This is a genomic window from Lautropia dentalis, from assembly GCF_003892345.1.
Lineage (GTDB): Bacteria > Pseudomonadota > Gammaproteobacteria > Burkholderiales > Burkholderiaceae_E > Lautropia > Lautropia dentalis.
In genome coordinates this window covers 1,305,743-1,320,608 of the sequence record NZ_RRUE01000002.1, presented here as the reverse complement: position 1 = coordinate 1,320,608, position 14,866 = coordinate 1,305,743, and the positions used below count along the sequence as shown (strand labels likewise).

General features: G+C 59.1%; 15 protein-coding genes. 2 read left to right on the top strand and 13 right to left on the bottom strand.

Translation table 11 applies throughout. From position 1 onward, the window contains the following. Nucleotides 1-240 (top strand): hypothetical protein (locus tag EHV23_RS15640; protein WP_203229007.1); only part of this gene is annotated, 240 nt, incomplete at its 5' end. After that, a complete protein-coding gene (locus EHV23_RS13350) occupies nt 174-755 on the top strand; it encodes a hypothetical protein (protein WP_125096499.1) in 582 nt (193 codons plus the stop codon). The genes EHV23_RS15640 and EHV23_RS13350, both read left to right, overlap by 67 nt. Here the strand turns inward: EHV23_RS13350 and EHV23_RS13345 are convergent. The 13 genes from EHV23_RS13345 to EHV23_RS13285 form a co-directional block, all read right to left on the bottom strand. Next, nucleotides 680-1,189, bottom strand: coding sequence for a FliH/SctL family protein (locus EHV23_RS13345; protein WP_125096498.1), 510 nt, complete (start codon nt 1,187-1,189; stop codon nt 680-682). The two genes, EHV23_RS13350 and EHV23_RS13345, sit on opposite strands and share 76 nt — an antisense overlap. Before the next feature lie 383 nt (nt 1,190-1,572). Beyond that, nucleotides 1,573-2,268, bottom strand: a complete 696-nt coding sequence (locus EHV23_RS13340) for a hypothetical protein (protein ID WP_125096497.1) — start codon at nt 2,266-2,268, stop codon at nt 1,573-1,575. 131 nt (nt 2,269-2,399) lie between these two features. Further along, entirely contained in the window at nt 2,400-3,131 is a 732-nt protein-coding gene (locus EHV23_RS15635) for a hypothetical protein (RefSeq protein WP_203229006.1), read from the bottom strand. A 146-nt stretch (nt 3,132-3,277) separates the two neighbouring features. After that, nucleotides 3,278-3,919, bottom strand: coding sequence for a hypothetical protein (locus tag EHV23_RS13330; RefSeq protein ID WP_125096496.1), 642 nt, complete (start codon nt 3,917-3,919; stop codon nt 3,278-3,280). Between the two features lie 285 nt (nt 3,920-4,204). Beyond that, nucleotides 4,205-5,119 (bottom strand): spermidine synthase, encoded by a 915-nt coding sequence (locus EHV23_RS16420; protein WP_125096495.1) that lies wholly within the window; start codon nt 5,117-5,119, stop codon nt 4,205-4,207. Further along, nucleotides 5,092-5,739 (bottom strand): fused MFS/spermidine synthase, encoded by a 648-nt coding sequence (locus EHV23_RS16415; protein WP_203229005.1) that lies wholly within the window; start codon nt 5,737-5,739, stop codon nt 5,092-5,094. The genes EHV23_RS16420 and EHV23_RS16415 overlap by 28 nt, the downstream gene beginning before the upstream one ends. 20 nt (nt 5,740-5,759) lie before the next feature. Then, nucleotides 5,760-6,239, bottom strand: a complete 480-nt coding sequence (locus EHV23_RS13315) for a transglycosylase SLT domain-containing protein (protein ID WP_203229004.1) — start codon at nt 6,237-6,239, stop codon at nt 5,760-5,762. Nucleotides 6,240-6,439: 200 nt separating this feature from the next. Next, on the bottom strand, nt 6,440-7,087 hold the full coding sequence (locus EHV23_RS13310) for a hypothetical protein (protein ID WP_125096494.1): 648 nt from the start codon (nt 7,085-7,087) through the stop codon (nt 6,440-6,442). Between the two features lie 95 nt (nt 7,088-7,182). Continuing rightward, nucleotides 7,183-9,894, bottom strand: coding sequence for a type IV secretion protein DotL (locus EHV23_RS13305; protein ID WP_125096493.1), 2,712 nt, complete (start codon nt 9,892-9,894; stop codon nt 7,183-7,185). Between the two features lies 1 nt (nt 9,895). Beyond that, entirely contained in the window at nt 9,896-12,982 is a 3,087-nt protein-coding gene (locus tag EHV23_RS13300) for a type IV secretion protein DotO (protein WP_125096492.1), read from the bottom strand. A 15-nt stretch (nt 12,983-12,997) separates the two neighbouring features. Then, a complete protein-coding gene (locus tag EHV23_RS13295; protein WP_125096491.1) occupies nt 12,998-13,723 on the bottom strand; it encodes an HNH endonuclease in 726 nt (241 codons plus the stop codon). Nucleotides 13,724-13,826: 103 nt separating this feature from the next. Beyond that, nucleotides 13,827-14,231 carry a hypothetical protein gene (locus EHV23_RS13290; RefSeq protein ID WP_125096490.1) on the bottom strand — a complete coding sequence of 135 codons (405 nt, stop codon included), beginning with the start codon at nt 14,229-14,231 and terminating at the stop codon, nt 13,827-13,829. A 23-nt stretch (nt 14,232-14,254) separates the two neighbouring features. Then, complete coding sequence (locus tag EHV23_RS13285; RefSeq protein ID WP_125096489.1) at nt 14,255-14,851, bottom strand: hypothetical protein; 597 nt, start codon at nt 14,849-14,851, stop codon at nt 14,255-14,257. Nucleotides 14,852-14,866 lie beyond the last annotated feature (15 nt).

The window sequence follows — 14,866 nt, the reverse complement described above, 5'->3', positions numbered from 1 at the left end:
ATCCAGCAGGTGGTGCCGGACATCACGGGATTCAAGTCGATGCTGACGGACAAGCTGAACTCGACGTCGAACCGGTGGATTCAGGAGGTCACGAGCATCGTGACCGGAGCCAATGGTGGCGGTAATTCCTTTCTGGAACGACAGGCGCAGCAGTTGGCCGAGATCATGTGTTCGTGGGCAGCCGGCGACAGGGATATCTGCTGCTGCTGTCGCTGTTTGCGCGACCGGCGCTGGCGGTGATAAGGCTTTTCGCGGCGATACTGATATCGGACCCGCTGGTGACGTTTGTGGTCAATGGCTTTTTTGCCATTCGTGGAGCCATCGATGGCGGGATGGGAGACAACATCGTGCTGTACTACCTGTCGGCGGTGCCGCAGTTCCTGATGTGGATGCAGGCACTGAGCATACTGCTGGTGGTGGTGCTGCACATGTGCTTTGCGCTGCCGCAGACGCTGCCCGGGGCGGTGCTGCAGTGGATAGGTGCGGGGGTGACGGACCTGGGCGAGAGTGGTGCGATGGGCAGGATTCAGGCAAGGATGGGAACAGCCAGTCTGGCCAGGTTGATCAGAGGGACCGAGGCGAGGAACTGGTTTCATCGGATCAGGATGCGCCCTGCCCAGATTATGGTTCCACAGGATCATTACGCAGCCCCCCTGTCAAAGACATCCTCGCTTCAATATCATTTTCTTTTTCGCTTCATATACGCCATTTCTGCATTCAGTGCATCATTTATCATCTGCCCAGTCCGCCAATAAATACCAGAAAAATTCCGGTGAAAATGAGGTGCCGCACTTACTATATTACGCTCAAGATTCATGGTTACTTCGTCGACATAATTCGCATAGATTACTCGCAGTATATAATTTCTAGCTTGCTTGTTTTCTCTCATCAATACATCCAGGGCTCTCCGAAAAGTGTTCATGCAAATAGCATAATTATTTGCTTCTGTCCTTATATCTGCGATGATAGCGTTGGCCTTGCTCCAGGCAATGTCTGATCCAATACCAATCCCGTCGGTCAGTCCCTCATCCTTACCAGACGAATAGCCACTGGCGTAGCCTTCCTCCCGTCCGATTTTGATACCACGGTTTCTTCCCCGGGCCTCGTATGCCCACGAATCCATCTCCAGCCCAAGCCCGTAGGTACCGCTCAGGTTCAGATTCCCGCCGGCGTTGTTTGACCAGCTCATGATGCAGCCCTCCCTTGTGTCTTGCTGTCCATCCAGCAGCCAAAGCGTCGGCTGCCAGAATCCTCCCGTTGGATTCTACCCTACACCAGTGGCACAGAGCCTTCAATGGGCGCTTTGTTGGCGCTGCGAGGTCAGGACCAGAATATGGAAGGCCAGATTGATGGATTGATCCAGCAGGTGGTGAAGGACATCCGCGAGGTGGTTGGGCAGAGGCGGGGAACTGGCAAGACACCTGGCGTGTCATGCATGATCAGCATGGGGGCATCGGCTACCCGAATCCATGATGCCGTAACCTTGGTGTGTCCGGACAGAATGGCACGTTTTCATCTGCCTGTACTCCTGAAATCGTGCCCCCCCCTCTCATCGCCGTTCTGCCGCCACAACTAGATGCTCGTACGACCATCCACGAACATCAATTTGATCCGCGCACACCATTCCTTCGCTTCATGCATGGTTGAAACGTAGAGAACGCGCGACGGCTGCGAAAGGTCATCCACCCAGAGCACTACACGCGGAGAATCGTACCCTTGCATGGATACGCCGTACTCGCGTGTGGAGTGACTTCCTGAAGAACGCCCGTTTATTGGGTCATAATACTGGGATTTACTGGACCCGGAGGAGCTTCCGGCAAAGGAATAGCTTCTCTCTGCCGCACTTTCCCAGCGTTGAACCCACGAAAAATCGTGAAGCTCCCACTGGCCACTCCAAACCGACCCGATGAAGACCTTTTTGTTGACCGGGTTGAAAACGGCAAAAATCGGCGCGTGCCATTCATTTACCCAAAAATTATGCTTGTCGGACAGGTCATGCTGTTTTACAGCCTCAGCCACCATGTCACACGCGGACTGCCGAAGTTCCCGGGTATGTTTGATGGCGTAATCCCTCTTGTAAATTCCCAGAGCAACCAGGGCGAATGAAAGTACAAACAGAACATCATTGCCACTGATGAGCCAAAGCAGCCCTCCAACCAGCAATGAGATACTTCCAAGAACCAGCACCACCTGCAGTGTGGAGACGCGTGAAGTCTGGATCAGCTTCTGAATCGTATAAGGGTTGTACTTTGTAACGACACGGGCCATTTTTCTTTGCACCACCAGATGTTCGTAGATATCCCTCGTGCCTCATTTTTCACGCAGCAACCAGGACCCTGACTGATGCCGTCCTCCTTTTCGATTCTACCCCACACCAGCGTCACAGATATGTCAGGCAGTCAGAGAGAGGTCTTGATTCCCACCGGAGTTCCAGAATTGATTAAGCAGGAGTGACCGAACTCCATCTGACCATCAGTCTTGTACTTGGATACCTCAATAACCGGAACATCCCCCTCCTCCGGGTCACGCCAGATCTGGAACAGAAAATTTGGGTCAGTACCCAATACCTGAGACCCCGACCCATCCATTTTCGCAGCCCCCCACTGCATGGAAAAACCACTTCCGTCTGTATATTTATACTTGTTATACAATCCGTCGGACGGCGCAGGGAAAGTACCCAGCGTTTTTCCATCCAGAACAAATGTCAAAGACATATCCTCCGCAATGGTCGCGCTGCACTTTTTGGTAGGACTGAGACCAGGCTCTTCCCCCTGATAAGACCCAACGATGCATTTTCCAACGTGGGGAAGAAATTCCTTCCCATAAAACACCGTATCCTTTGATCCATCGGGACAGTGCTCATTCATGTACTGGATAATTTGGGCACGATTACCCTTCGCTGCAGCCTGCGTCTGGGAGGGGTTTGTCTGAGGCTCGGAATTCTGGGCAGCTGTGGTCTGTGGTTGCGCAGTGGATGGTGCTGCAGACGTGGCTCCGGCCTCTGTCCCACCCGTTGCGCCACCCGCTGTTCCTGGCTCCGACGAACCACCACCGCCACATGCTGCCAATGCCGCCAGCAGCACAATCATGGCGGCTCTTCCAAAGGAACTGCCGCAATCGACCTCAATCATTCAACACCCCCTCAATTTCTCTCGTTACTGACGAAATTCATGAAATCGCCGAACCACCGGGTAAGCGGCTCCATCAGCCCGATCCATACAGGATCACAAAACGGACCCTGACGGAACGACCAGTGCATGGCAGCACGGGAGCGCTGTCACTGCCGCAACATCGCACCAAAGTCCATGCCGCCAAAACTCATGTTCGGGATCTCCACAACCTCCCACCCCTCGCTGGTAAGCTTGAGGATGGCCACTTCCTTGTCCAGAACATCGGTATTTGCCGTACGCTTGGCTTCGGGGAAGGCCATCACAAAATGCTTTTCTTTCGCCCAGTCAGGAACATCGTCCACCTTGACGCTGTAGATGACCTTCGCTGCGGTAACCTCCTTGCCCTGCCCCGGTGCTTCCCACTTCTTCACTTCATCCAGGGCCATCTTTCCATAGCAGAAGGTGGTGGAATCTTCCCCTCCCAGTGGAGACGCCACGCTTTTCTGGAAGGGCTCGCTGTCCGCAGTCAGTTCGCAAATGGAGCCCATGCCAGCATCCCGGCACTTCACGAGGCCCGCTTTTTCCAGAATCTGCATCCGCTCATTGTCTGGCCCGCCAAAAGTGCCCTTGTTTTCGAGGTGTACCGGAAATTTGAACGACTTCCCAACGCAAAACCTGCCATCCTTTTCCAGATGGTCTTCGATTGCATTGGCAAAGTTCGATTTGCTCGGTTCGGTCTTGCTTCCGCACCCTGCCATGACAGCCGGAGCAAGCGCCACCATCAGCCAGCCAAATTTCCTGAAAACCATGATTTCTCCTTTGTTTTTATGCCAGCCACTGCCTGAAATTCAGCCTGGGCAGCATGAACGCTCCATGCGTTCATCTGCGTGCTGTTGAATATTGACAACATTCTAGCGTGCTGGCTGGGTATAAATGGTAGGCCGAAGGTTTCAGATGTTTGCGTTGTGCAAGCAACGGGGCCAGACTGTTCAACGGCGTCTGTCGGTTTTTTGGCTTTCCGCGTCATGACGTCAGGAACCTGAAGCTTTCCATCTTGCCCTACCCAGGGAAGAGAAGGTCAGCGCGGTGCACCCTCACTGCTGCAAAAGCAGATTGGCCGGCGAGAACTGGTCGGTCAGCACATGGTCGGCTTCGTTTTCCGGTGCAACCGCCCTGCCCCGGATCCACGACATCACCTCGCCCCGGTCTATTCCCAGCCTTCTGAAGCCTGCATCCAGCGCCAGCGCCCGTGTCCGCATGGCCCGGGCCGAAGGTACGGCGCCATCCCGCCTGCCCAGAATGATCCGGTTGCCGCCGGGTACATCGGCTTCCAGTACATCACCGAACACCGAGCGGTATGTTGCGGTTTCGTAGGGGGCCAGCGTGCCGTTGGTGAACGTGTTGGCGGCAACGGCGCCATCCATTTTCAGAATGCTGGCCACCTGCTGCAGGAACTCGCGGGTCAACAGGTGCTCGGGGATGTACTGCCGGTCGAAGGCATCGATGAGCACCAGATCATAGGTCGTCCCTGCCCACGCAGCCTGGCGCACGAAGACGCGCGCATCCTCGATGTGCAGCAGCGACCGCGCATCGGTCCGGTAGCCGAAGAACGTTCTGGCCACCTCTCCAACGGCCGGGTCCAGCTCCACACTGTCGATATGCAGGTCGGGGTACAGGGCCCGCAGCGCCGCGGGAAGCGACCCGCCCCCCAGACCGATGACCAGAGCCCGCCGATGGGGGCCATCACGCATGGTCAGTGCAAGCAGCATGGCCTGTGTGTAATGCAGCACCATGGCGCTGGAGCCCGGCCGGATGCAGCTCTGGTAGCCGTGCAGGCGACCGAAAACCATGCAGCGCAGGTCATGCTGCGCCCCGGCCTGATCGACCACCAGAATGTTGCGGTAAAGCGACTTCTGCTGGTGAATGATGCGGTGCCGGGGTGCGGCAGGGGCATTCGCCGTGGCGGCGAGACCCAGGGTGATCAGGAACGCTGCAGCGCGCTTTTGCATGTCGGTCTTCCTTGCCGCGTGTCTGCCATGACCAGCGTCATCCCCGTAAGTACGACCAGGGCAATGAGCAGGTACAGGATGGTGTCCAGGTCGAAGACCAGAACCAGATAGAACGATGTCAGGATCGTTCCCGCTGCAGAACCGAGTGTCGAGACGAAATAAAGCTGCCCGGCAGACTGGCCGGATGCCTGCACGCTGTGTGTGAGCAGCCTGATGGCATAGGGCGAGACCATCCCCGAGAGGATTGCCGGTATCGAGAAAAAGAGCATGGCACCGATGAGTGATCCGTAGCGGGGGTCCCTGATCAGGTACGACAGCCATTCCAGCCCCACATCGCTGGCCAGGACGAGCGGCAGGCTGGCAGCGCCCTCGGCAACCAGCAGCCAGCCAAGCGTGCCAAGCGACGGGTTGCCGAGTGACCGGTTGCCGCCCTTCAGGTAGCCTATGGCAAGCGAGGTCATGAACACCGTGATGATGGCCCCCCAGACGAAGATGCTGGTACCAAAGAACGGCGCAAACACCCGCCCCCCCAGCAGCTCTATGCCCATCACGAAAAACCCGCTGATGCCGGCGGCCACATGAACCAGAAGGCGGGCACGGTCATTTGATCGACGCTGCATGATGTCGGAGTCCGGAAAGGTCACTGCTGGCTGACGGACAGCCTGTCGCCGTACTCGCGCTCGAGATACTGCGCCCAGCTGGTGGCAAACTGGATGAGGCGTTGCCGGTAGATGGTGTTGAATCTGGGGGTTCTGGAGTGGTAGTTGGCCGCACGCGTCCAGTAGTCCTGCCCGTTCTTTTCCTCGAGGTGCTGCCGCAGCATCCAGGCGGCGACTTCGGCATTGAAGCACCCCCGCCAGGCCACGTCCTCCCGGGTGATGCCGGGCTTGTTCCAGAATATGCCGTTCTCGTCCCAGTGCATGGTGTTGATCTGGAAATGTCCGATGTCGAGGGTGCCGTTGGTGTTCTGGACGGTCTGTCCGTTCCGGCCATTTTCTACACTGGCAATGGCCAGCAGCACGTTGGCAGGTACCCCCTGCCGTTCGGCGGCCACCAGCACGCAATTGATGTCGGCTGGCCCGACGGAATGAAAGGTGTCGCGCTCGTTGACGCGCGGCATGGGCGTTACGCCGGGGGGGAACGCCTGCGGCCCCATCCGTGCATTTTCCTGTGCATCCGTCCGTGCAATGGCCTGTGCATCCGCCTGGGACATGGCCGGAACGGGCATGCAGACGGCAAGCGCACAGACAACGGCCGCCGTGGCCACCCTGGACATTCCTTGCATGCCGGCCACCCGGAACCCTGCAGACATGGCATGCATCATACGAACCAGGCTTCACGCATGAACCAGCTCCAGAAGGACCACGGCTGGAACAGCGTACCGGTGCGCGCCTGCCAGTAGCGGTACGCGCCCTTCATGCCCAGCAGGAAAGGGTAAGCCGTACAGATGGCCCAGTAGGGGATGAAGAACACATTGCCGATGCCAACCCAGAACACCAGCAGGGCCCCGCCAAACAGTGGAACGGCCGTCAGCCAGTACCACTTGCGGGAGTAGGCACGCCAGCGCAGCACCGCCTCGGCCCGCGCCTCGGCGCTGATGTCGAGCGCCCTGGCGCGCTGCGTCTCGAACAGCTGCCCCCGGGCGACCTTGCCGGCACTGAGACGGCCTGGTCCGGCGTACAGAAAATGGTGACAGGCATCGCAGCGCCAGACGTAGAGCGGCGTCGTGCTGGCGCCCGGTGTCTGCGGCTCGTTCACGATGTTGGTTTGCTGCTGTCTCTTCAGAAGCGCGTTGTGACAGCGCGGGCAGGTCAGCCCGATGACGGCGCACCACAGATCTCCCAGATACCTGAAGCCGGCACCCAGTTCCCTGGCACCCACAGCCCGGGACATGGGCGCAATGAAGAGAAAACGCGCCGTCCTGCCCGTTGCGCCCGCCACCTTTTTGCCGAAGGTTTTGAATCCCATGGCATGATTTTCCGAATGAACCCTGAACCGTGACCCTGGAACGTGTCATGAACCCGTTCGTCCATGACGCACTTCATTATGCCATGCGTGACATGTCATTCATTGCCATCACTTGCGCGCTGTTTCGCCTCTTCGATGATGGCATTGCACTTGTTGACCAGTTCTTCGATCATTCTGTCGGCCTGCTCCTGGGTGCATGCCTGCGGCACGGGCAGATCGATGTAATGCGTGCTGCCGGCAATTTCCGCACGTATCTTGCGTGCCACCGACTGGCGCCGCCAGTGTTCCTCGATGTCTGCCGGCTCACCCATGATCAAGGCTTCGACCTGCAGCAGCGACTGGTACGGAGCAATTTCATTGACTTCGCTGTCGATGTCTTCTGCGCCGAGCGATGACTTTTCGTCGGCCATACGGTACAGAAACGGATAGGCGCTGCGTGCCATGTCATGCCCCTCCGGTGGCAGTCGCTTTCCGTCGGGCGTGACGATCAGGTTGGTCGACGACGGTGCCGGCTCCATGGCATGTGCACCGGTAGCGTCATCGGTGGCCCGGTTCTGGTAGCGTGTGCGCTTCTCCGGCCTGGTTTTCATGAGCGTGGCCCGCAGGCTGCTGCCACGCCGTGGCGTTTGCCGGGCATTGCCGGTCGTCCCGCCTTCGGCATGGCCGCGTGCGCCCTTCCCGGTGGACGCCGCCGGGAGGGCGGCCGTACGGCTGCTGCACGCATCGATGACCCGTGCGGCCTGCTCCCGGGCTTCGGCGCTGCGCGCTTCATGACGCGAGAGCAGTTCATGAAGCACGGCCTGCCCCAGCTCGAATCGCGCCTCCGGAATGCCCTCCTGGTCGTGGCGCGTGAAGAAATCCTGCAGGTCGGACAGCAGCGCATTCGGCTGCATCTGCGACATCACATCCCTGTCGAACGTGCCGGCCCCGAGTGCCTCACCTATCTGGCGAATGGTTTCGTCGGTGATGGGAAGGTCTGCCTCTTCGGGTGGCTCGATGGGGATGAAATCGTTGAGCCTGATTGCCCGCGGGTCGGGGCCGGCCGTGTAGAAGCCCATGCCGCGCACGACATGCACACTGCCGCGTCGCCCGCCACCCGACTTCTTGCCCAGGATGAACGTGAATTCGCCATTTTCCTGCGAGGCGATGTCATCGTACTCGAGCCGGCTTCGCCGTTCGAGATCGATGCCGTCACCCTGCCGGACCATGCGGCCGATGAGTGCACTGGTTCGTTCATATCCTCTTTGCACAGCCATGATGGCTTCGCCCGCCGCCCCCTTGGCGCGGAGCCAGGTCTCTGAATTCTCCATCCCCGAGGTCATCCGTCCAATTACCCGAATGTTGGTATTCTCCCACGTGGCGTTGGCTTCTTCCGGAGAAGCCTTTTTGAGCGACTCGAAATCCTGTGCGCCGAAGGTGATGCTGAACCCCAGCGAACGTCCCTGCGCCGGGGCCACGGCAAAACCGAGCACCGCGTACAGGCCATACTCGTCGAACACCAGATAGAACGGCGTGGAAGCGTTGGTCGAGCGGCTGTCGATGGTCTCGCGAACCATGCCCTCGACCCGGTTGCCCAGGCACCCGGCCATCATCTGCTTGACCGAGCCGACGACCATTTTACCCAGCATCTTCATGGTATCGGGTGCACGCTCGAGCGCTGGCAACAGAACGCAAAGCAGACGACGATTGAGAACAACGTCAAAAAAGTCGACATCTCCTACGCGAGTCTTGAAAATGTGTCCGTAGTTGTAATTCAGATCCGTGAATATTCGCGTGAGCTGCATGATGATGTAACCATGCTGCTCGAGTGTTTTCTGGTCGAATTTCGGTGCATCCGAAGCGCCACCGCCGGCCCCCGGCGCCCTGAAGCCCGGCAGCGAGATCAGGTACGTCTTCAGTTGCCCCACCACCTCCTCGAACCGGTCGCCATATCTGCCGTTGTGTTCGTAGGCAAGCCGGTAGACTTCGGCAATCTCGAAGTATTCGATGAAGCGCCCGGGTGACAGCGTGATGACGCCCCGGTCGCGCAGGTACACCAGTACACGGGTCAGCGCGGCAACGAAGGAAATGGCCCGGCCCTTCCACATGTCGCCGTTGGTGCCCCCCGAGTCGTCCATCAGCGACACGATCAGTTCGATGAGCATCCCGGACGAGGTGTTGCCCATGATGTTCATGTTGTTGGTGACCTTGTCGCGCTGCTTCTCGATGAAGTCCCGGGCACCATTCATGAAGTTGATGACCAGCAGATCATCTTCCCGGCCGGCGACGCGCGCCAGACGAAACACGTCCTTCTCGGTCTTCGGGTCTCCCTTGCCGTCCACGTAGATGAAACCCGAGTCCTGGACCAGCGCGTTGAAGAGCAGCCCCAGGATGTACTCGGTCTTGCCGGACCCCGTGGTGCCGAACACGATCTGGTGGGTGCGAAGGTCCGAATTGCTCACATAGATCTGCTCACCCGTCTCGCTGTCGTTGCCCAGATAGGTGATGCCATTGCCGGGGCTTTTGCCGTCACGGCTGGAGCCATCGCGCAGGTTGGCATGGGCCGGAACGCGAAACGGCATGTCGAATGCCCGGTTGTCCGTCCGGAAGTGAACCGCCCCGAGAATGGCCAGCACGCCGAGGCCAAGCTCGCCGGAGAACGGTATCTGCAGAAGAATGAGCATCAGCACCAGACACGCCACCAGGCCAACGACGGTTCCGAAGGGCGTTTTCAGAAACGCACCGAGCTTCTGGCCGGCGAAGCGTGTATCGCGCACACGCGACCGTGCAGAAATCTCCTCCTGTCGGGAACTGCCGTTGTATTGCATGTCAGATGCTCCGCGTCTCCTGCTCGTACTTGCCCGGATTGTTGTTGTAGACCGTGATCAGGTCACGCCCGAGCTGCTCGACCACGGTGCCCTCGGCCTCTTCACGGTCGAACCCGTTGCCGACGGCGACGTGGCGGGCCTTGTCCTCGATGAACCGCTTGGCGCTGCCTCCCCTGAAGCGTTCGGCAAGAATGGCGCGGGCGGCCGGCTTGGGCATGTTCTCGTAGAGCATGCTGCGCAACCGCATGTCTTCGGCCGTGGTCGACAGGGCCCAGAGGCGCTTGGGCCCCAGCGTCAGCGTGTAGAGCTGATAATACTCGCTGGAAGAGGTTCTGATCTTGGCAAGGAAGGTGGCTCCTATGGATGATGGGCCGTGCACCCGGTCGATCATGGCGCTCTCTGCCTCCGGGGTCAGGCCGATGTTGTCACGCATCCATTCACGTGACTGCTTGTCCCCCGAGTCCAGAATGATGAAGCAGGTGGCAAATGCCGTCATGCCGGCAAAATCGCTCATGGCCTGCGACGCAATGCGGACATCCAGCTGCAGCTTGCGCCCCAGGCGGACGATGCTGTCGACCTGCCCATGCAGCGCCTTATTGTTGCGTGTGACGTGCCATTCGTCAAAGACCAGAATTTTTTTGACATCGATCAAACTGTCCACCAGCGTCTTGTAATGCAGATAGTATCGGCGCGCCTGCTCCCTGATGGTCTTGAGCATTTCCTTGTGTAACGAAATCTTTCGCATGAAGACTTCGCACGCCATGAAGTACATGAGTGCCGAGCGCTTGTTCACCTCCGGCTGCTCGCTGCGGGACGCAACGTCCTGAAGATCCAGCGCAACCACACGGGACGACCCGATGTCGAACTGGGTGATGTCGGCAAAGATGGGGTACTGGTCGACGGCATCCCGGATGCCCCGGATGAACTCGTCGACCAGGGACGAATCGTTGTTCGTCCTGATGTGCTCGTACTCCGCCCGCAATCCGGCCGCCACCGTCACCAGATCGTTCAGGATGGGAACCGCATAGCGCTGGGCCACTTCGGCCTCGTGGATCATCCCGGCATCGAAACAGGCATCCACGATGTCCCAGTAGGTCAGCGGCTCGGCCGTTTCGTCACTGGTATCCCATATGCCCAGCTTTTCCACGGCCTGATCCACCAGTTCGTCCCGCCCGTACAGGTACCGGTTCGGTTCCGGATTGGCCGATGTCGGGTTTTTCTTCTCGTAGGCCCGCGAAACGACGTTGCGCACGAAGTTGGACATGCCCACCATGGGGTTGCCGGCAAGCTCCGAAGGGGTGACCAGTGCGGTGATGAACGCCACGGTATTGTCGAGCTGGTTCTGAAGCTGTACCCGCAGGCCCAGATAGGTATCCATGATGTTGATGCCATGGGCCTTGTCGTTCTGCAGGCGTGCGTGCATGACCAGATGCTGGCTTTCCGGCGGCAGGGACTCCTTCACCAGGTCGATCATGCCCGACGAGGAGGCGCCGATGTCGATGATGCACGCATAGGGAAGGCTGGTCTGCCCGCCCATCAGGATGGTCTCCAGATTGATGTGGTTCATGAAAACGGATTTTCCCGAACCCGGCTTGCCGGAGATCAGCCAGAAGAAGGTGGTCTGGCTGGACGAGAAGAACTGGAATGCCTGCAGCTTGCCATCGAGCGAACGCATGTAGGTGGATGGGGCAGTGAATGCCGACGAGGGACGCGTGAGCGGCATCATCCAGATGGCATCGTGCAGGGGGGCAGCCGCCGCCGGAGCCACACTGCGCGTGGCCATGCCGATTGCCGTGCTCTGCACGACGGACATGGGATCGCCGGTGCGTTCCCCCACCTTGGGGTTGCCCCACTGCTGCAGGGCGGCAGATACCCCCTTTTCGCGCAGCGACAGCTCTTCCGTCACGTTGTCGCCTTCGTCTGCCCAGGTCATGGCGCTCATGCTGAGCTTGACGATGGCAAGCCCCTCTTCCCGGAGCGCGCTCAGGGTCTTCACCGACATCTGCAGGCTCTTGTTGCGGGAGTCCAGCATCTGGAAGATGGTGGCCAGCATCGAGCGGAAACTGGTCGAACGCAGACCATCGCCCTCCAGCATCATGCTGATGGCATAGGGACATGCGCGCTCCTGCCCCTTGTACCGTGCAACCGTCTTGTTGAGCATGTCGAAGAGCTTCTGGAAATGATCGGGACGCCCGGGCGGGACATCGATCAGCATCGGCGAGAACACCCGGTTGCCGATACGCACCCAGTTGCGGTCGCGCAGAACGGGATGGGCGTCATGGCCGATTTCCAGCGAACGGCTGAGGATCTGCTCCTTGAGCGGCGGCGGCAGGACTTCGGACAGATCATCACCGGATGTATTGCTCTTCCACATCAGCGGATGTTCCACACCGGGGATGATGGGCTCCCAGCTGTCGGCGGTGATGTCCGGCAGCACGCTCTTGCGGATGGCACGCAGCGCCCGCCGCACATCCAGCAGCGATACGTCACAGGCAAACTCCCCCGACTGCATGACGGTCAGAATGGCCGAGACATAGGCGTTGTGCTTGTTGTGCAGGATGTCCGCCACGACGAACGGATTCTGGCCGTTGGCCATGGCCGGGATGTTGTGCTCCTTCTTGTCCTTGATGCGGTCCGTGGCAATTTTCTTGATTTCCGGGTCATTCAGGACTTCCGGCGTCGTCCACAGCACGAAATGGCAGTCTTCGTAATAGGTGTACTGGCGCAGCGTATCGACCGATTCGTTGATCAGATCCTCCATGTTGAGGCCGATCTTTCGGGCCGTCTCCTTCTGGGTATCCGACAGCCCCCGGAGCGCCGTCATGGAGTCGTCATCCCGGATGAAAACCACCTGGACACGATATCCCGTACCCTTGAGGTAGGGATCGAACGCGTAGTTCAGGCGTTCGACCATGTCCTTGAACCGCTCGAAACTGATGACCGACTTCGTTCCGTTGAAGCGGATGACACTGCCATACTTGCCATCGGACGATACGATGGTGTGCCTGCCATCCACTGTTTCCAGATCGCAGTAGTCACGGCTTTCCATTTTCAGAAAGCCGAGCATGCCCACAAGAAGTGCTTCCATTACGCCAGCCATGGCTCAACGTCCCCTGTTGTTTCCTGATTGTTTCGGGCACAGGTACCGAACCCGGTCCAGTGCATCGCGCCACACACGGGCCTCAAACGCCTCCCGGCGACTTCTGGCGTAATAATCCAGCTGCGCCCGCCTGAACGCCCCCTGTGTGGGTACCAGGCGAAAGGCGTCGAAGGCCCCCTCGGCAGACGCCTTCCCATGGCGGCACACCACTTCATGCCAGACGGCAGGATCGCTGATGTCGATGACACCGGATGGTGTGTTCAGCCTGGCTATCCGGCTTTCCAGAACGCCATAGACAGATTCCAGCAGCGCTGCCACGCTGCCCTGCGCCCGGCGCTCTGCCGCGTCGGCGCAATGGCTGACCATGGTGCGGATCACGAAGTGCGCGCGTGCGATGTGATTCACCTCCGTCTGCGTCAGCTCCGGAATGACGGCGACGAAACCCGCCTGCCTGGCCCCGGCCTGCCCGCAGTGATGCACCTGATGACATAGGTTGCACACCGTGACCAGATTCTCCGGTGTGCTGTCCGAATGGTCTCCATTCAGGTGATGAACCTCCTGCCATTTGTGGGCCACGAAACCACAGTACTGGCAGCGGCTCTCATCGCGATCGAAGACGCTTTCACGCGTGGCGGCAAACGCCCGGCCGGCTTCCGGTTCCCTTTGGACATCCTGTGCCCCGCTCGTGGCATCAATCCGGGGCTGTCTGTACAGACGCAGTGACATCATGCGGCGACGGGCCGGGAAAGCGGGCGCCAGGGAGCCAACGTGCCGCATGGCTTTGCAGAGGCTCCCGGGAACCCGGCTTCCCGGCTACGGAGTGATGAATGGATCAGTTCGTTCCGAGAACGGAATTGCGCAGTGCCGTCATCACGGCGGTGCCGGAACAGGCCAGCGCGCCGATGAGGAGCATGATCCAGCCCTTGGCCTTGCTGTCCTGCGCCCGCTGGTCTTCCTGGTGTGCCCGGTACAGGATGATGAACCCCCAGAGGCCGACGAAGAGCCCGACCACGAAGAACAGGATCAGGAACAGGTTGGGCACCTCCTTCACCGAGTTGGCGACGTTCTCGACGATACCCGCGACATCGGTATCGGTGTCGCCGCCAAGGTCATAGTCCGGGCGCTGTACGGCCTGGGCGGTACCGATGCCCGAGGCATAGCTGATGAATGCCAGCGCCGACCAATGTTCGATGCGGGAGATGAGGGTGCGGCCTTTGCCAAAGATTGCGAGAGACATGTTTGCTCCTGTTGCGGTGGTTGTTACCGGAAGGGCGAGAACAACCCGATGAAGTCGTATCCGAGCTGGTTGTTGACGACGTTCAGGAAGTAGTTGAAGTCGAAGGCGACCGCCCCGGAAATGATGAAGATCAGGGATTTCCCGATCGATGCATTCTGCAGGCCGGCATTGTTGTGATGGATCATCATCACGCCGCGCATCATGGCGGCAACGCCGATGAACTGCAGAATGGACAGAATGGCAGTGGTTGCAATTCTGAGTCTTTCGGTGGTGTTTCCTCCTGCATCATATTGAAGGTCGACGGAGTTGATGGGCGTGGCGACATGACCGCCACTCAGCGTCAGGTTGAACACGCCCACCAGATCGAGACGGTAGAACATCGACATCAGCGCACCGACGGTCAGATAGGAAAATGCAAGCGTGAACGTGCTCTGCGACTTTCCTGCCATGAACCGCGACGCCGATCCCCGGTTGACGCTGTACAGCGTGAGAAAGCCCATCAGCGTATACCACAGCGACACGATCAGGGCGCCCAGCTGGAAAAGCTCGATGAGCGGAGGCGCAACCTTCGCCACATTGATGAGCAGACTCAGAAGGTCTGGAAAATTTTCCCCGTTCATCTGTCCGTTCCAGGA

What these genes read in the sequence shown, in the direction of transcription:
- EHV23_RS13340 (WP_125096497.1), bottom strand. Translation starts at nt 2,268, where the DNA reads ATGGCCCGTGTCGTTACAAAGTACAACCCTTATACGATTCAGAAGCTG.
- EHV23_RS16420 (WP_125096495.1), bottom strand. Translation starts at nt 5,119, where the DNA reads ATGCAAAAGCGCGCTGCAGCGTTCCTGATCACCCTGGGTCTCGCCGCC.
- EHV23_RS13315 (WP_203229004.1), bottom strand. Translation starts at nt 6,239, where the DNA reads ATGCCGCGCGTCAACGAGCGCGACACCTTTCATTCCGTCGGGCCAGCC.
- EHV23_RS13290 (WP_125096490.1), bottom strand. Translation starts at nt 14,231, where the DNA reads ATGTCTCTCGCAATCTTTGGCAAAGGCCGCACCCTCATCTCCCGCATC.
- EHV23_RS16415 (WP_203229005.1), bottom strand. Translation starts at nt 5,739, where the DNA reads ATGCAGCGTCGATCAAATGACCGTGCCCGCCTTCTGGTTCATGTGGCC.
- EHV23_RS13285 (WP_125096489.1), bottom strand. Translation starts at nt 14,851, where the DNA reads ATGAACGGGGAAAATTTTCCAGACCTTCTGAGTCTGCTCATCAATGTG.
- EHV23_RS13345 (WP_125096498.1), bottom strand. Translation starts at nt 1,189, where the DNA reads ATGAGCTGGTCAAACAACGCCGGCGGGAATCTGAACCTGAGCGGTACC.
- EHV23_RS13330 (WP_125096496.1), bottom strand. Translation starts at nt 3,919, where the DNA reads ATGGTTTTCAGGAAATTTGGCTGGCTGATGGTGGCGCTTGCTCCGGCT.
- EHV23_RS13310 (WP_125096494.1), bottom strand. Translation starts at nt 7,087, where the DNA reads ATGGGATTCAAAACCTTCGGCAAAAAGGTGGCGGGCGCAACGGGCAGG.
- EHV23_RS13305 (WP_125096493.1), bottom strand. Translation starts at nt 9,894, where the DNA reads ATGCAATACAACGGCAGTTCCCGACAGGAGGAGATTTCTGCACGGTCG.
- EHV23_RS15635 (WP_203229006.1), bottom strand. Translation starts at nt 3,131, where the DNA reads ATGATTGAGGTCGATTGCGGCAGTTCCTTTGGAAGAGCCGCCATGATT.
- EHV23_RS13300 (WP_125096492.1), bottom strand. Translation starts at nt 12,982, where the DNA reads ATGGAAGCACTTCTTGTGGGCATGCTCGGCTTTCTGAAAATGGAAAGC.
- EHV23_RS13295 (WP_125096491.1), bottom strand. Translation starts at nt 13,723, where the DNA reads ATGATGTCACTGCGTCTGTACAGACAGCCCCGGATTGATGCCACGAGC.